This window comes from Candidatus Binataceae bacterium, assembly GCA_035308025.1.
GTDB lineage: Bacteria > Desulfobacterota > Binatia > Binatales > Binataceae > JAJPHI01.
This window is the reverse complement of record DATGHL010000017.1, coordinates 1-21,681: the sequence shown is the minus strand read 5'-3', so window position 1 is coordinate 21,681 and position 21,681 is coordinate 1. Positions and strand designations below refer to the sequence as shown.

Here is a 21,681-nt window from a genome sequence, read left to right as displayed (position 1 = left end):
TGTCTCCCGCGCTGATATGCGCCGCCGCAACGCGGCCATGACCCCGCGCGATTAGACTCCCCTTCGCGCCCTCTTGGCAAACCCGCCGCGCTGCCGCACGAACGGGCGCCAAGCCGCTCATGCGATGATCTTCGGCACTCCGATCGAATTCTGAACGTCCGGTGTGACTCGCGGACCTCACGCGCGAGCAGTTTGAGCGACTCTCAAGGACGCGATGCTTGGTTACGGCGTCCCCGTGCCCTCCAGCTTGATGTGCACCGTGCTGTGATTCACCGCATTCGACACAATGGCGTCTGCGTGAAGCGTCCGCCTGGTCGAGGTCGGGGTGAACATCATCGTAATTGTGGCTTCAGTATTGGGCGCGAGGTTGAAATTCCCCGGCCCGCTGAGACTGAATCCCCGTGGCGGACTCTTCATGGCGCCGATTAACTGCTCAGTGCCGGTGTTCCGCACTCGTACCTTGGCGATGGAAGTGCTTCCGACCTCCGTGTCCGGAAACACGACGTTCCTGGGGCTCACGATGATCTGCGGACCCGAGATGTTGGAGATTTCGAACACTGTCCCGGCGTAGTCCCCGCCTTCTGAAGTCGTGCCGTAAAGATTGCCACTCCCATCCATGATCAGGCCGGCAAAGGGCAAAATGCCGTCACTGGCGCCGTTGCCGAAGTTCCAGAGGATTGACTCGGTCCAATTGCCGCCTTTGCGCGTCAGCTTGAACGTCGTCCCATCCCCGGAACGCCTGGCCATGCCGCCGAAGGCCCCGCCCTCGTAGGTCGTGCCGTAGAGATTGCCACTCGGATCCATGATCAGACCGTCATAGGGGATTTGGCCATCAGCCTCGCGGCCAAAGCTCCATAGAATGGACTCGGTCCAATTGCCCCCGCTGCTTGAGGGCGGGCTCAGCTCGAACGCTGTCCCTCCGAAATCGTTGATCCCGTTGTCGTAGGGTCCCCCGACGTTGGTCGTGCCGTAGAGGTTGCCGCTCGCATCCATGATCGGGCCGCCAAGAGGGTGTTGGCCGTCGGCGCCATTGCCGAAGCTCCAGAGGATTGACGCGCTCCAATTGCCTTTGCCGCCGGTCGAGTGCGGCGTCAACATGAACGCCGTCCCTAAGCCGTAGGCCCCGCCGTTGTCCGTCGTGCCGTAGAGGTTGCCGCTCGCCTCCAGGATTAAACCGGCGTAGGGGTTTTTGCCATCGGCGCCGTTGCCGAAGTTCCAGAGGATCGACTCGGTCCAATTCCCCCGGTTAGCTGAGGGCGGTGTCAGCTTGAATACCGTACCCGGGCCGTACACGCCACCTTCGTAGGTCGTGCCGTAGAGATTGCCGCTCCCGTCCATGATCAGACCAGCATAGGGGTTATAGCCGTCAGCACCGCGGCCAAAGTTCCAAAGGATTGACTCGGTCCAATTTCCGCCTACCGTAGAGGGCGGTGTCAGCTTAAATACCGTCCCCGCGTCATAAGCGCCGCCCCCGAAGGTCGTGCCGTAAAGATTGCCGCTACCATCCATCAGCACGGCGGCAAAAGGGCCTGCGCCGTCCGGAACGTTGCCAAAGCTCCAGAGGATGGACTCGGTCCAATCGCCACCCAAAACGGCGGGAGGAGTCACCTCAAACACCGTCCCAGCAGCTTGTGTACCGCCGCCCAACGTCGTGCTGTAGAGGTTGCCGCTCGCATCCATGATCAGTCCGGCACTGGGTAAAATGCCGTCGGCGCCATTGCGAAAGCTCCAGAGGATCCGTTCACTCGCGCCGGATGCCTGACCGCGGGCGATCACGTTCACGCTCGCGAGCATGAGGAGGGCGAGAATCGCGCATACAAAACGCGACTTTGATAAGCGCATCGTCAATCTCCATTGATTAAGGCCTGCATCACTCCCCTGTGAACCGAAGGGGCCGCCCTCGACAATTATAGCCAGAATTTGGCGGGGTCGATGCTAATTGAGCGATCGCGCGGGGGTGAATCAATTTGCTGGCGACGACGGATGGGCTTATAGCTCCACCATCGCGTCGCCCGCAGCCGCGCTCGAGGCGCTCGCAGACATGCTGCGGAGCTCATTCGATCGGACGCGAATTTGCGCGGCACCGTTCAATTTCGTCACCCGCCGCATTACATTAGTGTCGTGTTGCGCAATACCCGTAACCGCAAAGCAGGCCCTGATGTCATTCTGAGCCAAGTCTGCGTGGCGCGGCCGACGGCAGAAGTCCGCAAGCTGCGTCAAGAGTCTTGATCGCGCGCAACGAGAGGTTAATCCCGATGGGTTTCTTTGAGGCGATCGAAGCCTGCCTCACCAACTACGCTGTCTTTAAGGGGCGCGCGCCGCGCTCGGAATACTGGTGGTTCGTGATTTTCGGAATAGTCGTCAACACCGTCGCGCGCTTGATCCCAGTGCTGGCCGTCATCGTCGGTCTCGGCCTGATCCTGCCGAATCTCGCCGTCCATGTGCGCCGCCTTCACGACATCGATCGCTCAGGATGGTACCTGCTCCTGCCGTCGCCCGCGGCCTCGCTCACGCTGATTTTTCTCGCGATGACCTATTCTACTGGCCAGCCTGTTTTCGGCGGGCTCTGGATCATTTTTGCCTTAATCACTGCGGGATGTTACCTCATCCTCCTGATATGGTGCTGTCTGCGCGGCACCGTCGGACCCAACCGCTTCGGCCCCGACCCCTTCGCCTTTGATCCGCTGACGCCCCGGGTTTAATCATAAACTACTCGAAGTTGCCTCGATTCAACTCGCGCGATCGCCCGGCCCCGCGCGGTGTCCCAGTCTGGGTCACTTCGAGGAGCTTTGCCGTCGATATGTTCGAGCGGGCAACTCCTGAACTTCGCCCCGCTTCAAAAACGCAACCCGCATCACGTTTGCTCCACACTCCCTGGGATGCTGCGACGCGAAGCCTTTGCCCACCATCTCGTCACGACGACATCTGGCCGTTTTGGCCGGATGGCGTATCGGCTCGATGACTATTTCAGCGCGCAGACCCGCGCCGCCGGACCGGACGAAGGCCGTCGCGCGCGCGTCCTGATTACGATACGAGTTGTGGGCCGTGCCGCCGCCTTCGGCGCGCTCTTCACGATTTTAGTCTGGGAGGTTGAAGGCCCGAGACCGACCGCGGCTGGCCCTGGTTCTCCTGATCTTCCTGATCCTCACCAATCCCTTTCTGCTGCGGCACACAAAATCGTCGCACGCGCCGAGCGTGATGCTCTGTCTCGAAATCCTCAGCGGCCTCAACTACATCGCCTATCAGAACGGCGGCTACTGTATAGCTACTCTGGCCTGGCAAGTGCCCTTCCCGCTGATGGCGGCTTTCCTCGTCGGCGCCAACTTCGGATTCATCTGCGCCGGCTACATCGCCGCCGAGATTGTCACCTTTTACTACATGACGAGTTTCGGCGACCCCTTTCCCGAGCCCCTTTCGCAAGCCTGGGTCGTCTGGTTCTCGAGGCGGCCCTGTCTACTGCGGTACTATTCATCGCGCTCCTCGGATGGATTTACGAATACTCACGCCATCAGCTCACGCAAAGCTTGCATGAAGCAAAGGAGCGCGCCGAGGCCGCCAATCTGGCCAAGAGTGAGTTTCTGGCCAATATATCCCACGAATTGCGTACACCCCTGCAGGGCATTCTGAGTTTCGCCGGCTTCGGTATGCGCCGGAGCGGTCGCGTCAAACCCGAGAAGCTGCGCGAATACTTCGACCGCGTCGATCGGAGCGGCCGCATTTTGCTGGCCCTGCTCAACGATCTGCTGGATTTGTCCAAGCTCGAGTCCGGCAAGATGAACTTCAACTTCGAGTTGGCCGATCTGAACCTGCTGCTCGCGCAGGTCGTCGATGAGTTTATCTCCCTCACCTCGGAGCGCCATCTCACTATTCAGTATGCCGCTCCCGCCGCGCGATGGCACACCCCACCGCTCAAATCGCAGTAGGTGAATTATGAATCAGAGCCGAATACTCATTGTCGACGATAATCCAGTCAACGTCGCCATCCTCGAAGAGATACTCAGTGAGGACTATAACCTCGCCACCGCGGCTTGTGGCAACGATGCCCTCGAGCTCGCCACTGAGTTTCATCCCGGCCTGGTCCTGATGGATTATCATGATGCCCGGTCTCAATGGCTATGATACCTGCCGCCGGATGCGCGCCGATCGCACGCGGCGTCATGCCAAGATCATCATGGTCTCGGCCAAAGCGATGCTCTCCGAACGGCTGCAAGGTTACGAGGCCGGCGCCGACGATTACATTACCAAGCCGTTTGACGAAGACGAGTTGATTGCCAAAGTCCGAACCTTCTTACGGCTGACCTCGCTCGAAGAGGTCGACCAGCTCAAGACTGACGTTTTACGCCTGCTCAACCATGAAACGCGGACGCCGCTCAGCCATATCATTCCGGTGATCGAGATGATTTTGGAGGACGACGCGATGGACCCGCATGAGCGTAAGGCGTGGCTGATCCGCGTGCGCGACGCTGCCGGCCGTCTCGGCCAACTGTTCGATAAGGTCATCCGGTTGACCGCCATGAAGAGCGGCACCTGGACTTTCAATTTCGCGCCTGCCGACCTCTCCGCGGTCGTCCGCGAGGTCCTCACCGAGGCGAGTGTGCGCGCCGCCGAGCGCGAAATCGTTATCACCCAAACGCTGTCACAGAGCGCGCCGGCGAGCCTCGACAGCACGCAAATCAAGTGCGTCATCGCCGCGCTGATCGATAACGCTATACGCTTCAGTCCACCGGGGACCGCGGTCACGGTGGCCGTCTCGCATGACGAAGGCGTCGTGCGCCCTGACTATCGCCGACCAGGGTCAAGGCGTCGCCGCCGCACACCTGCCGCGCATCTTCGACGAGTTCACTGATCCAGATTCCGCCCATCATTAGCGAAAGGCCAGGGGCTGAGCCTCGCCCTCGCGCGGCAAATCGCCCTCGCCCACGATGGCGAAATTGCGGTCGAGAATGCCGCTCCACGCGGCGCCATCTTCACCCTGACCCTCCCAGCCTCCGCCCCGGCGTCGGGAACCTTTGCGCCAGCCTGATTAGTTATCCTGGGCCGGTGAGCACCGCGAGCCGCGGCGAAACCCTGCCCTGAGCGTAGCCGAAGCGGACCATCGCGCCGCGATTCCAAACAAGGAGTGTAAGAGACGGGATGGTTTGATCGCTCGGCAATTTTTGGCCGGACTAGTACGGACTTGGCCGGACTTGTCGATCCGCTACTTGGTTCGACTTGCTGCGATGGGACGCGACGAAGCCTTAAACCCTAACAACGGCGGGGCTGTTGGCCCGCGTCTGACCCGTCGTCAGAACCGCGTGAGATGGCCACGCGCAGGGGAACGACGGCAGGTAAGCCCGGCTCGTCAGATCAAACAATCCTGCCGAGAGACCTGAACCGGCGAAGGTGTGGAAGCACGCGACGTTAGGCAGAAGCGGGGCCTAACTGCGTCGCTCGACATTTAGATCAAATCATCCCGCCGACGCGGAAAAATGTCGAGCGATGAGCGTAGGTGCTTGAAATATCGACACTATTTGCTTCCAAAAATGTCGAGCGAAGCCAAAAATATCGAGCGAAGATCGCCTTCGCTCGATATTTTTTTGACGGGCTCGAAGGCATCTTTTTTGCCGGATCGCTCCGGCGTTGCAGCGGATCGAGATTTCCTGACGGAATTAGTTAAGCTAATCCTTCAGACATACCCAGCGCGCCAGAGGATCGGTCCCACGATTTGTGGCGCTTCCTCTGCTCGCAGGGCTCGGGTTTCGGAACGATAGGCGGGGTTGTCGCACCTTATGGTAAGGGTTCCGTCTAGTTCCCATTGGATCCGCCGGGCTACTAGCTGTCCAGTTCCGACAGGGTCTCGTATGACCAAGGCATAAAGCCCGCTTTCTCCACGCCGCAGCGCGCGCCGGTGTACCAAGAGTAAATCTTTTCGTTTGAGCGTGGGTTCCATCGCATCGTCAGTCACGGCGATTAAGTAAATCTGTTCGCCTGGTTTTTTCGCGCCCGATTCTGTGATCAAATCCGCGAGCCATTCCTCTTTGAATGCGAAAGGCGGCGGCTGAACGTTATAAAAAGGCGATGCGGGCAAGGCGTATCCGCCGGGCACTTCTTCCCCTGGACGCATCGCACCTTCGCCGCTGACAAGCCAGCCGAGCGAGGTGCCGGTCAATCTAGCGACGAGCGCTAAGGTTGCGATGCTCGGCGTTGAACTGCCCTTGATCCAAGCATATAGAGCGGCGCGCGAGACGCCGGCCGCCTTGGTTAATTCGGTCCGGTTCATCGGCGCGTCTCGGGACGCTCGCTCTATGCGCGCGGCCAACCCCGCCATCATAACTGTCGGATGAAGAGCGGCCGGAATTTCGGGGCGCGCGGGTTCAGCTTTTGGCTTTCGCCCTCTCCGTCTGATTGTAGTTGACACGACAATTGAAATAAGGCATATATGCCCAAATGAGTCTACGCGCATCATCGGTGGCCGTCAGCGTAGTGTCAACCGGCGCTGACTGGCCGCGCGAATATGTGATCGCCGAATTGCACCGCAGGGGATTATCGCTGCGGGCTCTCAGTTTTCAAAACGGGTACAGACGAGATTCCCTTCGCGAAGCCCTCGATCATCCGTATTTGAAAGCCGAGCGGCTCATTGCAGCCGCGCTTGGAATGAAGCCGGCGGATATTTGGCCTTCTCGCTATCGCAGAAGGGCACTGAAAGCGCGGCGAGAGAATCAAGGATGATCGAGCTGCCGGCAGAACTGCTCGCAAATGCGGCAGGATGGTCCACAGACCATTTTCACCGAGTCGCCAGCGAAGCTGGTGTCCCGAAACGAAAATCAGGAAAGGCTTACCAACTTCATTATACATCCGAGATTTTGCGCGCCTTCTCAAAAGCGCGCTATCGAGCAAAGCGACAAGCGAGCGAAAAATTATTCAGTTCGGCTGCGGCGGCCGGTCTGAGTTCAGAAGGCGAGCGCCCGTCGCAGCAAGCCGACGAGCGCGAGCGCGGCGGTGCAAAGCCGCCGATTTCCGTTCGGACCGGCGCCGCGGCCGTCAAATCTTTGATCGAATTGTCAAACAAGGCGGGCCAAGTAGTCACTGCGCGGGCCTGTGTGCTAGAGCGGCTGCGGGAATTTGAGCGTCACTCTGGGCTGTCACCATCGATCGCGTCCGAGAAATTCGCCGAACTGTGCCGGTCGGGCGAGATCGAGCTGCCGGCAGGGATCGTCAAAGTCAGCGCGCCGACGCTAATCAGATGGGCGAAGTTGGCGCGCAATGGGATCGGCGCGCTCGCGCCGAAACACGGAAATCGCGCGGAGAGCGGGATCATCGAAATCTAAGGCCGAGCTGCGCGAGTTGACGCAGGCGATGCTTGCCAAGTTCGGCCGCTCGCTTACAGCGCCGAGGATCCGCGAAGCGATGATCGTGCGATGCCCCGACGCTCAACTCCCTTCCCTGACCGCGATCAAGGATTACGTCCGACGTTGGCGCACCGAGAACCCGGCGCTGGAAGAAGCGTTGAACGATCCGGGGCGATTCAAGTCGAAACATCGAACGAAGGTTGCGCGGGCGGACGTGCATATAGTCCGGCTGAACCAGCAGTGGCAAATCGACGGCACGCGCGGCGATATCATGCTCAGCGACGGCCGCCGTTACGCGATTCTCGCGGTCATCGATGTGTACTCCCGGCGCGCGATGTTTCTGGTTGCGCCGTCGGAAAGCGCGAGTGCAGCGGCGCGGCTTATCTGCAAGGCGATCACGGCGTGGGGCGTCCCCGAGGAGATTGTCGGGGACAACGGCGCCGGATTTGTGAGCGAGCACTTGCAGCGGCTGCTCGCAGATCTGGGGATTACCTACACGCCGCGCCCACCCTTCCGGCCGGAGTTGAAATCTCACGTCGAGCGGATGAATCGAACGCTGTCGCACGAGTTTTTTCCGATGCTGCCGGGCTTTACTGGCCATAGCGTTGCGGAGCAACAAGCGCGGCGTGCGAGAAAATCTTTTGCGGCACGTTTCGGGAAGAACCGCGCGGAACTGTTTGAAGCAGAGCTGACGGTCGAAGAGCTGCAAACGAAGATTGATACTTGGGCGGCGAATGTTTACGGCGCCCGAGTTCACGCCGGACTCGCCGGCTGTTCACCGAATGAGGTAGCGGCGGCATGGCGCGGCGGGGTGCGTTTTATTGATGACCGCGCCGCGCTGGGACTGCTCAGTCAAGGCTCGGTGCTGCGCAAAGTCGTCGCGGGCAAGGTCCACGTTGAGGGCGTCGATTTCATCGCGGAAGAGCTGAGCGCGCACTGCGGCGAGCAGGTAAGGGTCTTTCCGCATCCATCCGGGAACATGGGGCTAGTGTATGTGTTTCGCGAAACTCGGCGCGGACGCGAGAAGCTCTGCGTCGCCGTCAACCCTGAACGCGCGGGACTGGATCGTGACACGCTCGCGATCGCGGCGCGGCAGTTTCAAAACCGCTTCATGAGCGAGCGGCGCGCGGAAACGCGACGCCTCGTAAAGCGGATCAATCCCGCGAGCCTCGCGGACGAGGTGCTGGAACACGCCGCGAAAAACGCACCGAGCGCCGTGCCCGAACATGAACGGTTTTCCTATCAGACACCAGCGTTGACGGCGGCCAGCGAAGCGATTCAAGCCGGCGCCGCAGCGCAGACAAACAACGTCATCAAGCTTCGGCCGCAGATTGAGGCGCGGATGCCATCGGTTGACGACTCATCCGATTGGCCTGCCCAAAGCCCGGCGGAGCTGGATTTTGAACGCTACCTGCAGCTCAAGGCCATGCCGAGCGGCGAGCTAAGCAGATCTGACGCTTTGTGGGTTGGGGGATATGAAACCAGCCGCGAGTTTGAAGTGCGCAAAAGCTTGGGACTAGTAGCGTGAAAACGGGAATTACATCGTCCACGCAAAACATAGTCGCGGGTCTTACAGTGCCTGCCCGGCTAACACGCTCTCAGCCACTAGGTGTCATCTATGGCGCCGCTGGCTTGGGGAAAACCTCTCTCATCGAAGCGATTCGGAATAAGTATGGCCGCGTCGTATGGGTCAGAGCGCGTGAGGCTTGGCGGTCCAGTCGCGGCATGATGCTTAGAGATATTTTGAGCGCGATCAACCCGGGTTGGGGCACCGAATGGTCCTCGACCGAGTATCTATATAGAACGCTCCTAGCAGAACTGAAAACCCAGCCCGATCTTTACCTCTTGATTGATGAGAGTGACTATCTTGCGCGCGGGCGGAACTTCAGTTTGTTGCATACGCTGCGCGATCTGGCGGATGAGGCGAGCGTGGGATCGTCTTCATATCGATCGGCAGCCTGGCACGGCTGCTCGAAGGCGCGACCGGCTTCCTCGAGGCTATCAGCTCGCGTGTCGGCGGCGGCGTCGAGTTCCAAAAAGCATCATTGGCGGACGCGATGTTACTGGCGCTCGATCTGGTCGAGGGTGTGACTTTTGACCGACCACTCGTCGAACACTGCCTCACAAGAAGCAAGGGCACAATCCGCCTGTTACTCGGCGTATATGCAGAGCTTGAGCGGCGCGCGCTTGACGCAAAGATTGATGCGCTAAGTCTTGCCGACGCCGCAGATCTGGGTTTCGTCGATCGCGCGGCGCTACCGGTCCGAAGAGGCAAGGACGCCAAACCCGAGACCGTTCAAATCTCGATTTCAGCATTGACGCAACGGCCAATCAGATCGGCAGTCGGGTGAGGCTAATGGTGCCAGAGAGAAATATCATGTCCGCCAAACTAGACGATAGGGAAATGCAAGTTCGCCGAGAGGTGACCGTGCGCGATGGGATCGCGGCGCTCCGTCAGCTCGAAACAGCATTATCCGGCAGTAAGCGTTTATCAGTGTTCGACCGCGAAGCGCTGACCCAACGGATAGACGCGGCGATTTATGATCTGGCGGCGGTGGTGATCGCGGCCGGGGCGTTCGTTGATGTCGCCAATCGGCGGCTCGCCGAAGCCGAAGCCAAGCCGACGGGCATTTGCACCCGCTGCCACGCAACTTTGACGCGGACACCCCAAGAGTTGCGGCAGCATATCGAGTCGGTCGCGAAACAAGCTTACCAACATCAGGGCTGGCCGGTTGAGGCATTCGTCGAGAAAGTCTCAGCGGCGCTGGAGCCCGGCGACGAAATTGTCTGGCTGATAATCGGCGGAGCCTCCGTACGGCGGCGCGATGGAAGCGGTTATGTGGTGTGGCGGGCGGACTCATGATGAGTGAGACGGTCGAAAAACTACTAGAAGACGTAGAGGTCGCGCGCATCCTGGGGGTTGAGCCTGCGACGCTGAGAGTTTAGCGTCGGCAAGACCGAGGGCCGGTGTACATCGAGCTCGGCTCGAAGCTCATCCGCTATCGAACCGAAGATGTGCGGGCGTGGATTGCGGCGCATCGACGCGGTGATGGAGCTCAATGAACGGCGCACGAAAATCTGCAGTCGAAACCATGCGGCGCGCCGAGTTGGGGAAGATACACGTTGGCAAAAAGCGGCTCGGGCTGGACGACACGACCTATCGCGGAATCATCGCGCGGGTCTGCGACGGCAAGACTTCGGCCGCCGAGCTCGACGAGCGCGAACGCCGCGCGCTGCTCGACGAGTTCAAGCGACTCGGGTTTCGAGAAGGCGCTTCTTACACCAAATCACTCGACGAGTTCGATGATCGCGAACCGCAAGCGAAGCTGATCCGTTGCCTATGGGCTGACCTGGCGGCGCTCGGAGCGTTGCGCGATCCGAGTGAAAAGGGGCTGCGGCGATTAGTCAAGCGAGTCGCAAAAGTGGATTCGCTGGCCTGGCTGGGACCGCAGGAAGCGAACGCGGTCATCGAAGCGCTCAAACAACGCCGGCGGTGGAGTGTGGCTGGCGCGCGGCTGAGTCGGGCTGAGCGGCTGGCGGCGGCTGAGCTCGCCGGCTTTTTCATCTGAGGGTGACGTGAAGCGACGCACCGAGACGCTTTTGAAAAAACAAAAAGAAACCGCTCGGCGCGAGAGGGCCGAGCGCAAACGCGAGCGGCGAGAACAGCGGCGCGCGGCACGGATGTCATAAGAGGGAGTTCGAGATGATGCAGGACTGGAAGACGCAGCAGACGGAAATAACGAAGCGGTTCGCCACGATGCTCGACGCGATCGATCGGATGAGACCGATGGTCGATCGCATCGGTGAGCGCCTCGCGGCGCTCGATCTGGCGTCCATGAGCAACCAGACGCGCCAGCAGATGAAGCTTTTCGACGATAGCGCCGAAGTGATCGTCAGCTCGGGGCGGTCAACCTGGCGCCGGTCGAAGCGGAGCTGCGGTTGATGATGGATCATTTGCGCTCCGTCGAAAGCCGGGCCGAGCATGACTCTTCCACGAAATAGCCGGGCAGCGGACGACGAGCTGGCCGAGGCGTTCGCGGCATACCAGGCGCGTATGGAAAACGAGACTAAATCCAGATTTCGTCGATTTCATAATGGAGGAACTGCAAGAACGAGAAACAGGTTCGCGCCTGATTTGTGGCTATTGCGGCGCGAGCCTTAAACGACACGCGATCTCCTACCTGGGGGGCTTGTCGGACGGACATGGGTTTCGCGAAATAAATTTGAACTGAGTATATGGCCTACACTCAACAATCAGAATCGAAAACATTGACGGGCGCGGCGGAGCGAACAGCGGCGGCGATCCGCGAGACGGTGATTACGCCGGCCGAAGCGATCCTCGGCTCGATCGAGCGAATCGCGGCGATGCGGCTCCCGGCCGATCTCCAAAAGACGGTCGCCGGTGAGCTCGGCACGCTCGCCGGCGAGATGCGGCTCAAGCTGATTCAGGAGAGTGAAGCGCTGCGGCGGCTCGGCGATACGCTTCGGGCGATTCGAGCGGCGGCTGATGGAGAAATCGCGATGAAGGAAATCGGGATTCCGGCAAATAAGCCGGCGGCGGATTTTCGAGCGGCACTCGATTCGTTGATCGCAGCCTTCGGGGATTTTAAGCGACCACTTGAAGCCTCGGCGTTGACTCTGGAGCGCATCCGCGCGCTACCCATTGAATCGCCGGAAGTTCTGGCCGAGGCAACGAGAAAATGCCGCGAGGCAACGATCATCTTGCGCGACTCTATGCGCCGAAACAAAGCGATGATGGAGTTGTCGGTCGAGTTTCTCAGACTTGAACGCACGCTCCAGAGTGTCGCAGAAGGACAAAAGAAATGAGCGAGGGCGCTTGCATCTGCCCGATCACCCCGGATCGGCGAATTACCGGGCCATGCACGTGTCATCCGCGCCGGGTGACGGTATCCGCCTATCGGCGTGCGGAAGGCGGGAGTTGCCCGATGCTCAATTTGAAATGAATCAGAACACCGAGCCGTCGGAGTTGCTCAAGCTGGCGACCGACGAGATCGCGAAATTCCTAAAAGACCCGGAGCATCTGGAATCGCTTCAATTCTTGGTCAACGCCGAGGCATATATCAGCATGGCCATGAAGAAGGCCGGCGCCGCGCGGCGCTCCGCCGGCGGGTATTAGATCGCGGCCCGCGCAAGCGTGATGAAGGAATCGTAAAACGATGGCGATTAAGCTGTTCGAGCTCGGATACGTCATCAAGGCGATCGACAAGGTGTCGGGCGTCGTGGGACATATCCGCGAACAATTCGAAGGGCTCGATGCGTCGGCCAAAGTGCTGACCGGCATGGGCCTGGAGCAGATCGGCGAGCAGATGAAGAGCGCCGGCGAGGGCGTGCTCGGCGGCGTCGAGAGCATCGTCGAGGCGGCCAGCGAGACGCAATCGGTACTGGCCAAGCTCGGCGCGGTGACCGGCTGGACGGGCAGCCAGCTCGACACGGCGCGCGAGGCGGCGGAGAAATTCTCGTCGATGCATCAGGGCTCGACGGATGAGTTTTTAGCGAGGGTGAAAGATGCCGCGCCAGTATTTCATAGTCTGCCGGCGTCGATTGATGCGGCGACGCAGGCGCTGAAGCTGCACGCGGCAACCGGGATCGATGCCGCCGCGGCAATGAATTTGTTCACTGAAACGGGGAGAGCCTGCGGCAATTCAGCGATCCAGATCGCCGGGACCTTTGCGGCGGTAACTAAGGTCTTTGGCGTGACCAATCTGGACGCGGTGCCGTCGGCCCTCGGGCGGCTGGCTGGGGCGACGCTGATGGCGAAGGGTAACGCGGCGGAAGCGCTCGGCGTGATGGCCGAGATGCAGCATATCCTCGGCCCGGAAGGGGCTGGGCGGGCGGCGATGGCGCTCTCGGAGGTGCTGACGCACGGGGCGAAATACGGAATCGATACGCAGCACGGATTAGTCAATGTGCTCGATCAGGTGCGCGCGCGGCTAGCGACGATGGGACACGCCGCGCAGATTGATTATCTATCGAAAGTCTTTGGGGCGACGGCGGGGGTGCGGCTGCTACCGCTGATCGAAGAGACCGGGATGCTACGCGAGAACCTGGCGAAGGTCGCGTCGATAGCGCCGGGCGCGGTCGCGGGAATGGAAGGCATCAACGAAGCGACTGAAGCTTCGAAGAAGCAGATCTTCTGGCAGAGCTTTCAGAATCTTAAGGACGCGTTGGGTGCACTCTTGGGCAAGCTCTCGACGCTGATCGACATGCTGACTGGCGTAGTCAACATGGCAAAGAGTTTCGCTGACACCCATCAGACCTTGACCAAGTATTTACTGATTTTCGCTGGAGTGGCGGGAGTGGCGGCCATAGCGATTGGTACGTTGCTGACGGTTTTCGGATCTATCGCCATTGTGATTGCCAGCGCGACCGGTTTGGCGGCGGCCTGGGCAATCGCGATCGGGGTCGGAGTTGTCGCAGCGGTTGCGGCGGTGATCGCGTGGTGGCCGCAGATCAAGAATTTCTTTGTAAAAATAATTCCTGAGGCGTTTCAGTGGGGCGTCAATCTACTCAAGACCTTTGCCAAGGGGATCGAGAGCGCAGTGACGTGGCCGATCCACGCGATCGAGGGTGTGCTCGGCAAGCTGCGGGATTACTTGCCGCATTCGCCGGCGAAGGTCGGGCCGCTGCGCGACTTGAACCGGATCCGGCTGGTGGAAACGATCGCGGAGACGATCCGGCCGTCGCCGATCGTCGCGGCGATGCATCGGACGGCGCTCGCTACGATGATCGCGGCGCCGATGCTGCTCAGCGGAATGGCGGGTAGCGCGGGCCCGGCGCCCGTCCAGATCGTCGTCAACTATTCGCCGACGATCCCCGGCGGCTCGGCGGACGAGTGGGCAAAAGCCGCGAAGCGGCACGCGGCCGAGCTCATGCGGATCATCGAAAGAGAAATGGAGAGGCGAGATTGCAGAAGCTTCAGCGCGTAAGACGGATCTCATTATGAAGTATCTATTTTGCTCAGCAGAAGCTTGCCGGCGTGCTTTTTCTCGGCGCAATCGGGTGACGGGCTGGATTTCTGTGGATAATCGCTACGCGCCATGTTGCGAGTGCCGGGCGCTTATGGTGCAATTCTTATAGCCGTTGGGCGCGGCTTGAAGTCGCAGCGGAAGCTGCGCATGATAATTCCGCAACATGGACCTGATCGGTCCCAAGGATTGGCTGACCGCATGGTTGATATAGAGAAGTCGCTCGCCGAGTTTTCCAACGCCGCGCAGCGACTAAACGAGAAGAGTAACAGCATTAACGAGCTAATCGGGCAGGTCGAGAAGCGACTTGCCGCTGCCCAAGCCGGTATTGAGTTTGCGCCGGGTTGGCAATTAGGTGAATGCGAAGCGGGCTTTGAACAAGAGCTCGAATATGGAGAAACTGGGGATCGTTGGCAATTCCTAGTGCGTCTATATCGTAGGTTTCGCGTTGACGATTGGGGCAAGCTTGTCGAACTGGACGAGGAGGAGCGCATCCTCGACAAGACAACCCCGCTGCTACAAGCAAGTCGCGGCCTCCGCATTGAGGCACTGAGGGAACTTCCAGCGTTTGTCGATAGCTACCGTGTGCGACTTGATGAACTGGTGGCGACGATCGATAGGGCTGAAGAGTCTCTGAAGTAGAATAGCCGCGCCCAACGGTTCTGTTTTCGCCTTCGCGCCCTCGGATGAGATCAAACCATCTGACCATTCCATCCGCCTTAAGCTCTCTCCAACATTAGATTTATTGATGCTGCACAGCTATAAAGGCGTGTGCGCGCATCGCGCCGTGCATCTTATGACACGTCTAAGCGCAGGCGATTGCCAGTTTCAGGCGATCGCCCACACTGTAAGCGGCACCTTGGTTTGATCAGATCGGCAGCTTGGTTTGATCGCGGCAATTTATGAGGAATCGCGAGTGCCCGCTCCCCGAGCTGCCATTAGCGAGCCTAATTTAAGGATGCAGGAGGGCCGGAAACGCTCGGATGGTTTGATCTCATCGAGCACATTCAGAACACGACGCGCGAGGTACGATCCACGCGGCAAAGCCGAATCCTTGAAGGCATCCAGAATTGATTATCTAATGGCTGAGGCTTGCGAGTCTCTCGTTAGTGGATGTAGCTGAAATAATCGTTGCGGTGGCGACTAGCGCGACGGCACTGTTCGCCTGGTTGAGCTACCGGTACCAAGTCGAGATCGAGGCTCCAATTCTGGAGTGCGACGAACCAATTTGGACCGAGGAGGGTGACGCGTTGTGGTTTCATATACTCTTAATGAATCAGGCTCAACGGACCCTAGTCTTTCAGTCTGTTCGGCCGCTACGGCCCAAACGCGCTCTCCTAGGTCTCAGATTTGACCCTAATCGGCCGCCTGCCAAGCAGATTGCAATGGACCTCGACGTGCGTGGACGAGGTACTACGACCACCCTTCCCTTCGTTCACACGTCTTACCTAGTTGATAAGCGGGAGCTCGACGTGCACTTATTCCCGCCATCCGGCTGGTTCGCAGGCAAAGTTTGTATTGAGGTCGTTATTTCGGACAAATCCTTGAGACCGAGACAAAGGCGCTTCGTGATCCGCAAGTTCATCCAACCGCATAGTGCGATAAGGACCACTGAAGAGACCAAGCAAATCGATTGAAAGGTCATTTCGCTTCCCCCCATCAATCTCGGTAGCTCCTCCGCTCTCGCCGCGACATCTTCTCATCAATGATACGGACGAGCTCGTCCGCGTGCCGCTTGGCCGACCTCACCCACTCGTCCGCCGAGCCGCCGTTGATCGTGACCGAGTAATTGATCGTGACGCCCGCCAGGCCGGCGCCGGCGCTCCCCGCGCCGCCGAGCATCATCGGCCCCGCGATCGCCATCGCGGCCGCCGTCCGCCGTATCGCGGCGAGCACCGGCATCGGCTGAAGGGTCATCGCGATCGTTTTGCTCAAATTAAGGTCATGCAATGGCCCTTCAGGGACGGGACTGTGCCCGATCAGAAAACGGCCCATTTTACCCGCGAGCTTTTCGACCTCATGCACGGGATACATGACGGCGCTCGCGATGCCCGCCGCGAAGCTTTTCAATAGGTTGACGCCCCAGTGAAACGCCTCAGGAATCATCTTCATCACGAACGTCTTGACCATATCCCAGTGTTTGTAAAGCTCATAGACGACCCCGATCAGCGCGGCGATCCCGATGATCACCAGCCCGACTGGATTCGCATCCATCGCGGCGTTCAGCAGCCACTGCGTCGCCGTCCAGACTTTGGTCGCGATTCCGGCGCCTCTGATCACTCCGACCAGCGCGGTCATTCCCGGAACATAGGAAACGACAAAACTGAGGCCGGCGAAGAGCACCGCAATCGCGCCGAGCGGTATCATGATCGCGGCGAAGCCCGCCATGACCTTCAGCAAGGTGGTCACGGTTCCGCGATTCTTTTCGACCCAGGTGTGCATCGACTGAAGCCCGCTTATCAGCTTCGGGATCCAGCGATTCACGATGGGCAACAAATTCTCGCCGATCGCTGTCCTGAGCAGATCGAGATTATTCAGCAGCTCCGCCCACTGCTCATCCGCCGCCGACATTCTGGTCGTCGAGAGCTTCGCCGCGTCACCTTGGGAATGATCCAGGTCTGTGGTCGCGGCGCGGAGCTCGCCGATCTTGCCGAGCAGGATGTTCACGCCGGTCACATCCCGAAGATTGAAGCCAAAGCCCTTGAGAGCCATCGCCTGCTGAAGCGGCGAAAGCCCGGCCATCGCTTGTTTGAGTGCGTCGAGCGAGGCCGCCAGATCGAAACCGCCTTGCTTATTTACCCGGACAAACTGCTGTAACTTCGAATCCGTCGTGAACTTCGCGATCATCTCGCGGAAGGCCGTGCCCGCGTCCTGGCCGTGCAGGCCGCCGACTGACAACATCGCGAGCGCCGCTTCCATTTGGGATACGCCCATGCCGGTCTGTTTGGTCACCGGCTGTGCGTACTGGAGACCATACGTGACTTCCGAAATATCCAACTCCGCATATCGCGTTTGCAACGCCGCCATCTGATCGGCGGCCTGCCGCGCGGACATTCCGAACAGTTGATGCATCGTCGTCAGCGTGCGCGTCGTCGGAGCCATCTGCGCTTGCGCGTCGGCCGCGTTGCGCGTCGTCGCGACCACCAGGTCATTCGCCGCGCTGATCGCGTCGAGCGCCTCGGCGTGCGACATCATGTTGCTTCTCGCGACGTAGTAGGCCTCGCCGAGTTGCGTCTCGCTAATGACGCTCGCCGACACGATCTTCTCGGCCGTCTCCCGCGCCTCGTTCAGGTTCTTCATGGTCGCGGCGCCATCGTTCATGGATTCCTGGACGCGCGACCATTCCGCCTTGGACTCCATCGCGGGCTTGAGTACAGAGTACAATGCCGCGCTCGCCGCACCGCCCGCCGCGACTGCGGCGCCGCCCATCATGCCGAGGTTCGCAGAAAACTCTCGCATGGCTTGCGTGCTTTTGACGGCCTCATTCACTTTTTCAAAATCACCGGTGACGCTGGCCATGGCGCTGTGAAAGGCGGCCACGCCTTTCAAGGCGATGAGATAGCCAATTTCGAAAAGCTTTATCGCCATGCTTCAGCCACTCCGTCGCCGGGAAAAACCCGTCACCCTCCACGCGCCCGCGCGATTTCCTTGTTGACCGCTTCCTGATGCTCCCGCACGGCTTCCAGCCAATAGGTCAATCGCTCGAAACTCATCCGTTCTAGTTCCTCGGCTAAAAAGCCAAACTGAACTAGGCCGGCAAAGTCGGCGGCGGAGGGGAATCGAAATCCCCCGACATTACCTGCGCCTGGAGCATGAGTACGTCCGCAAGGTTCATCTCGAGCACATCTTCATATACTATCGTCGCGCCGTCGATCTCGACGAGCTGCGCGACCAATGCCATCGGAATTTCAGCGACGTCCCTCGCGACTTTCTGCGCCCTCATCAAGTCGCGGCCGAAGCCTTCGCGGATCACCGCCTTACGCCCCGAAGGCAACGTGATTTCCTTAGTTTTCGGGTCAGCTTTTGGTTCAACCATTTTCGATCTTGCTGTCTCCTTTTTGAGTTTCCGATTTGTTCGTCAGTACCCGCCGGCCTGCTGCCGGACCGCGCCCACTTTCTTCATCGCCATGCTGACGTAGGCTTCCGCATTGACCAGATGATGGAGTGACTCGATATGGTCGGGATCTTTCAAGAATTGGCTGATCTCTTCGCTCGCCTGCTTGAGCAGCTCCGAGGGTTCGGTCTGCTGATTCATTTCAAACTGCGCATCGGCCAGCGCCTGCCGTTCGACTTGGCCGTGCGAAACAGTCAGCGGCTTGCCGCTCATCCGGGCGTGCCTGGCGATCGCGAACTTGGCGAGCGGCATATCATGCTGCTTGCAAAACTCGAGATCGTGCGCCGTCAGGAATCGCGCCGCCGCGTGCCCGATAAAGTTGGTCATATACGCGTGCGCGGCGCGCAGATTCCCGACCGAATGCGTAACTGCGTATTCGGTAAGCTGGTGAGTGATGTTGTTACAGATTCCCAGCGGAGCCGGCGCTCCGGCGCTGAACAAACCCGTTCGCGTCGTGCCATTGCGGGTCGCTTTCGTCGCTGCAAACTCTGCCTCGCTAACCCCGGTCTGCGCGCAAACCTGCTTCTCCACTGCCGTTAATTGACTAGTCATCTGATTGTTCCTCGCCGACGAGATCGCTCGCATATAGAGGTTAGGGTTATTGGTTACTGCCGCCCGCAACAGGCATAGAACGTTCCCACCCTGGTCGTGTTCGAAAACCGGACTGACATACCGATACTCACGTGATGCGACTTTACGCGCGCCCTCTTGGGTCCATTCGACCCGGCCCTGAATCCCGCCGCGCACAATCCGCAGCTCTTTGATCCAACCGGCCGCCGGCGCGGGCCGCCCTTCCGGCGCGGCGACATCCGTGGCGTGTTCGTAGTCAATCGGCAGCCCCGCCGTCATGCGGAGCTCGCGCGTCGCCGCGATCACCGCGTCGGGATGTTCGTTCTTAAACGGACCGCGCCCGTCGCGCGTCGAAAAGCTGCCGGCTGGAATCAGATCGATCCATTCCGGCGCGTGTTCAGTCGCGGCGCTCCGCGCCACGCTCGACGAGGCGTGACAAGCGCATGGTTTGGTGATTCGCCGGTCCGGGGTGATCGGGCAGATGCAAGCGGCCGCGCTCATCGTTTTTGCCCTTCGATCAGGCGCTGTAACGTCCGTTCGAGCTCAAGGAACTGCTTCCCAAAGGCCGCGATGCTCTCGGTTCCCAGCAAATGAGTGCGGATGCTGGCCGCCGCGGCGTTACACTCCTTAATGCCCTGCGTGAGAATTTCGACGGATTCGATCGGTAGTGCGCGAATGCGCCCCAGCGTGTTGATCGACGCCTCGAAGGGTCTTTTCACATCCATGAAAGCCCCGATCAGCGAGTCGCACGCGGCCTGAAATTCTGTGAGTTGCTTTCGTATCAGGCCATTCCGGACGCCCTGACCCGTTCGAGCGCCGCCCTGATTTCAGGATCGCGCGAGGCCTGGAACTCGACAGTCGAAGTCGCCGGAATCGGGTTCCGCGCGTCATAGCGCTCCAAAAATTCGCGGTCTGTGGTCTCTTTATCCCACGCCAGGCGCATACCGAGCCTAATCTCTTCGCGCTTATGCACGTGGCCGTCGATCTTCACCGCCCACCAGGACACCGCCTGAATCTGCATACCGGGTTTGACACGGCCCTTGATGACCCCGACCTCACCCGAATCCCAGCCATAAAGGCGGAAGGGTTTTTCCCAGATCTCAATCTGTGACGGCTCGACCTTCGCATTGCTGAATCCACCGAAGCGAATCGCATGCGCCAGCTTGTCTTTTTCACTAGTGAGCGTCTGCTCATCGCCGCGCGAGATCGCCTCGACGATCCGCGGATTCGCGACATTTACTAGATCGGCAACCTCGCCGCGCCGCGACGGATGGATCCCGACCATTAGCCGGTCGAGTAATGCCTCGACGCGCTTGTGCGGCGGCTGCCAGGCCTTCTCTGCAGCGCCGTTCAGCGCGTCCACCGCCGCATCCAGCCCGTCTTTTTGTGCGTTTTGTCCGCCATCTCCCCACCTCAACCTGATTTTCCTTTGAAAACGTCGCCCTACCGTCGAAAATGATCCGGCTGGATGCCCTCTTTCTCGAAGAACGCCTGTATCCGCTCGATCAGGATTTCCGTCCTGCCGATCAGCTCGACAACCTGCTCCTGCGTGGGTAAGTCATCATTGTCGGCTTTGGCGGCCAACTCTGCGCAGGCATGCCATTCCCCGCACAGTTCGAATGCGCCTCGACAATCATCAGCGTCGATGATGACCTTATATACGTCTTTGACGGCCAACCCCTGCGTGGATAAGCATTCATGCAGGCTCATTAGGGCGAGCATGAACCGCGCTTTGGCCTCCGCTGTCTCAGCAACATTGTCGCAGTAGTCGTAATTGGTGCATTCCTCTCCGGTTCTCGCCTGCACACGGGCATATAATGCCTCTTCTCGCGCAGCCCGATAGTACTCGTGCGAGGTGACGGCGACTTTGGTCGCAACGTCGCCCAAGACGCCTATAGCGTTCGAATCACCCGCGTTGCTTGCCTTTCGGCGCCGCTTCGTTGACTCGCGCGCCGGCTTCTTCGGCGTTGGCACCGCTATGTTCACGGCAGCATGCTTCCCTTTGCCGTTGCCGTTAAGATGCCCCGAGCCGCCCGTGTCGATATGATTCTCCATTCCGCGAAATCCTCCTTGACTGTTTTTTACTCGCGCCCCGATCGCGCGTTTTTTCTAACTGTCAGCGCCCGCCGCGCCGCCCGGTCGAAGCCTGCTTGTGACCGCAGCGCGCTTTCTCCACTGTTTGAGCGCCTCAATAACCGCGTTCGCCTCATGCGGTCCGAGCCAGGCCAGCGAATCCACTTTTGCGACTCGCTTGACGAAGCGCCGCAACGCCTTTTCGCTCGGATCGCGCAACGCTCCGAGCGCTGATAGATCAGCCCACAATGCCCGGATCAGCCGCGCCTGCGGCTCGCGATCATCAAACTCGTCAAGCGACGTTGTGTATGAAGTGCTTTGTTGGAAGCCAAGCCGCTTGAACTCATCGAGCAGCGCGTGACGTTGACGCTCATCGAGATCGCCAGCCGAAGTTTTGCCGCCGCAGACCCGCGCGATGATTCCGCGATAGGTCGTGTCGTCCAGCCCGAGCCGCTTTTTGCCAACGTGGTGTTGGACGTCAACTATTTTTGCCGATGAGCGACAACTATTTTTGCCGGTGGCCGCCAGGGTTAACTGCTCCGTCTGTTCGATAAGAACGAGGGCGGTCTCCGCGATACTCAGTTTTGGCCCACCCCTGGTTGAGTCCTCC

At 59.7% G+C, this 21,681-nt stretch carries 24 protein-coding genes; 14 read left to right on the top strand and 10 right to left on the bottom strand.

The genetic code is table 11. The annotated features are described in order from the left end of the window. Positions 1–222 precede the first annotated feature (222 nt). Positions 223–1,842, bottom strand: a complete 1,620-nt coding sequence (locus VKS22_04345; GenBank protein ID HLW69834.1) for a choice-of-anchor tandem repeat GloVer-containing protein — start codon at positions 1,840–1,842, stop codon at positions 223–225. Positions 1,843–2,255: 413 nt separating this feature from the next. Here VKS22_04345 and VKS22_04340 point away from each other — a divergent pair, with 413 nt between their 5' ends. Together VKS22_04340 and VKS22_04335 are read left to right on the top strand one after the other, a co-directional pair. Further along, complete coding sequence (locus VKS22_04340) at positions 2,256–2,702, top strand: DUF805 domain-containing protein (protein HLW69833.1); 447 nt, start codon at positions 2,256–2,258, stop codon at positions 2,700–2,702. Between the two features lie 177 nt (positions 2,703–2,879). After that, positions 2,880–3,923, top strand: a complete 1,044-nt coding sequence (locus VKS22_04335) for a histidine kinase dimerization/phospho-acceptor domain-containing protein (protein HLW69832.1) — start codon at positions 2,880–2,882, stop codon at positions 3,921–3,923. Here VKS22_04335 and VKS22_04330 read toward each other — a convergent pair. Then, positions 3,910–4,095, bottom strand: a complete 186-nt coding sequence (locus VKS22_04330; protein ID HLW69831.1) for a hypothetical protein — start codon at positions 4,093–4,095, stop codon at positions 3,910–3,912. The two genes, VKS22_04335 and VKS22_04330, sit on opposite strands and share 14 nt — an antisense overlap. A 1-nt stretch (position 4,096) precedes the next feature. Here VKS22_04330 and VKS22_04325 point away from each other — a divergent pair, with 1 nt between their 5' ends. Continuing rightward, positions 4,097–4,846, top strand: a complete 750-nt coding sequence (locus VKS22_04325) for a response regulator (GenBank protein HLW69830.1) — start codon at positions 4,097–4,099, stop codon at positions 4,844–4,846. Between the two features lie 819 nt (positions 4,847–5,665). On the opposite strand, the gene VKS22_04320 is transcribed toward VKS22_04325, so the two are convergent. Beyond that, positions 5,666–6,259 (bottom strand): helix-turn-helix domain-containing protein, encoded by a 594-nt coding sequence (locus tag VKS22_04320; GenBank protein HLW69829.1) that lies wholly within the window; start codon positions 6,257–6,259, stop codon positions 5,666–5,668. Between the two features lie 188 nt (positions 6,260–6,447). On the opposite strand from VKS22_04320, the gene VKS22_04315 reads away from it, so the two are divergent. The 11 genes from VKS22_04315 (at position 6,448) to VKS22_04265 (ending at position 14,956) form a co-directional block, all read left to right on the top strand. Then, positions 6,448–6,708: a helix-turn-helix domain-containing protein gene (locus VKS22_04315; protein ID HLW69828.1), complete on the top strand. Its 261-nt coding sequence runs from the start codon at positions 6,448–6,450 to the stop codon at positions 6,706–6,708. Continuing rightward, a complete protein-coding gene (locus tag VKS22_04310) occupies positions 6,705–7,307 on the top strand; it encodes a hypothetical protein (protein HLW69827.1) in 603 nt (200 codons plus the stop codon). Before VKS22_04315 ends, VKS22_04310 begins: the two co-directional genes overlap by 4 nt. A 28-nt stretch (positions 7,308–7,335) precedes the next feature. After that, positions 7,336–8,856, top strand: coding sequence for a DDE-type integrase/transposase/recombinase (locus tag VKS22_04305; GenBank protein ID HLW69826.1), 1,521 nt, complete (start codon positions 7,336–7,338; stop codon positions 8,854–8,856). A 529-nt stretch (positions 8,857–9,385) separates the two neighbouring features. Continuing rightward, a complete protein-coding gene (locus VKS22_04300; protein HLW69825.1) occupies positions 9,386–9,679 on the top strand; it encodes a hypothetical protein in 294 nt (97 codons plus the stop codon). After that, positions 9,676–10,191, top strand: a complete 516-nt coding sequence (locus VKS22_04295) for a hypothetical protein (protein ID HLW69824.1) — start codon at positions 9,676–9,678, stop codon at positions 10,189–10,191. The genes VKS22_04300 and VKS22_04295 overlap by 4 nt, the downstream gene beginning before the upstream one ends. 196 nt (positions 10,192–10,387) lie before the next feature. Further along, positions 10,388–10,897, top strand: coding sequence for a regulatory protein GemA (locus tag VKS22_04290; protein ID HLW69823.1), 510 nt, complete (start codon positions 10,388–10,390; stop codon positions 10,895–10,897). Positions 10,898–11,031: 134 nt separating this feature from the next. Further along, positions 11,032–11,271, top strand: coding sequence for a hypothetical protein (locus VKS22_04285; protein HLW69822.1), 240 nt, complete (start codon positions 11,032–11,034; stop codon positions 11,269–11,271). Positions 11,272–11,564: 293 nt separating this feature from the next. Then, on the top strand, positions 11,565–12,155 hold the full coding sequence (locus VKS22_04280) for a hypothetical protein (GenBank protein ID HLW69821.1): 591 nt from the start codon (positions 11,565–11,567) through the stop codon (positions 12,153–12,155). A gap of 10 nt (positions 12,156–12,165) precedes the next feature. Continuing rightward, the gene (locus VKS22_04275; GenBank protein HLW69820.1) at positions 12,166–12,465 is read left to right on the top strand and encodes a hypothetical protein; all 300 of its coding nucleotides are present in this window, start codon (positions 12,166–12,168) and stop codon (positions 12,463–12,465) included. Positions 12,466–12,505: 40 nt separating this feature from the next. After that, a complete protein-coding gene (locus VKS22_04270) occupies positions 12,506–14,275 on the top strand; it encodes a hypothetical protein (GenBank protein ID HLW69819.1) in 1,770 nt (589 codons plus the stop codon). A 240-nt stretch (positions 14,276–14,515) separates the two neighbouring features. Beyond that, on the top strand, positions 14,516–14,956 hold the full coding sequence (locus VKS22_04265) for a hypothetical protein (protein ID HLW69818.1): 441 nt from the start codon (positions 14,516–14,518) through the stop codon (positions 14,954–14,956). A 1,017-nt stretch (positions 14,957–15,973) separates the two neighbouring features. Here VKS22_04265 and VKS22_04260 read toward each other — a convergent pair. From VKS22_04260 to VKS22_04230, 7 genes are all read right to left on the bottom strand, one after another. Further along, on the bottom strand, positions 15,974–17,902 hold the full coding sequence (locus VKS22_04260; protein HLW69817.1) for a phage tail tape measure protein: 1,929 nt from the start codon (positions 17,900–17,902) through the stop codon (positions 15,974–15,976). A gap of 160 nt (positions 17,903–18,062) precedes the next feature. Continuing rightward, positions 18,063–18,308: a hypothetical protein gene (locus tag VKS22_04255; protein HLW69816.1), complete on the bottom strand. Its 246-nt coding sequence runs from the start codon at positions 18,306–18,308 to the stop codon at positions 18,063–18,065. 84 nt (positions 18,309–18,392) lie between these two features. Beyond that, positions 18,393–19,499 (bottom strand): phage protease, encoded by a 1,107-nt coding sequence (locus tag VKS22_04250; GenBank protein HLW69815.1) that lies wholly within the window; start codon positions 19,497–19,499, stop codon positions 18,393–18,395. Next, positions 19,496–19,723 (bottom strand): hypothetical protein, encoded by a 228-nt coding sequence (locus tag VKS22_04245; GenBank protein HLW69814.1) that lies wholly within the window; start codon positions 19,721–19,723, stop codon positions 19,496–19,498. Before VKS22_04245 ends, VKS22_04250 begins: the two co-directional genes overlap by 4 nt. A 56-nt stretch (positions 19,724–19,779) precedes the next feature. Then, on the bottom strand, positions 19,780–20,415 hold the full coding sequence (locus tag VKS22_04240) for a hypothetical protein (GenBank protein ID HLW69813.1): 636 nt from the start codon (positions 20,413–20,415) through the stop codon (positions 19,780–19,782). 26 nt (positions 20,416–20,441) lie between these two features. After that, positions 20,442–21,053, bottom strand: a complete 612-nt coding sequence (locus VKS22_04235) for a hypothetical protein (protein ID HLW69812.1) — start codon at positions 21,051–21,053, stop codon at positions 20,442–20,444. Positions 21,054–21,107: 54 nt separating this feature from the next. Then, on the bottom strand, positions 21,108–21,681 hold a 574-nt coding region (locus tag VKS22_04230), incomplete at its 5' end, for a regulatory protein GemA (protein HLW69811.1).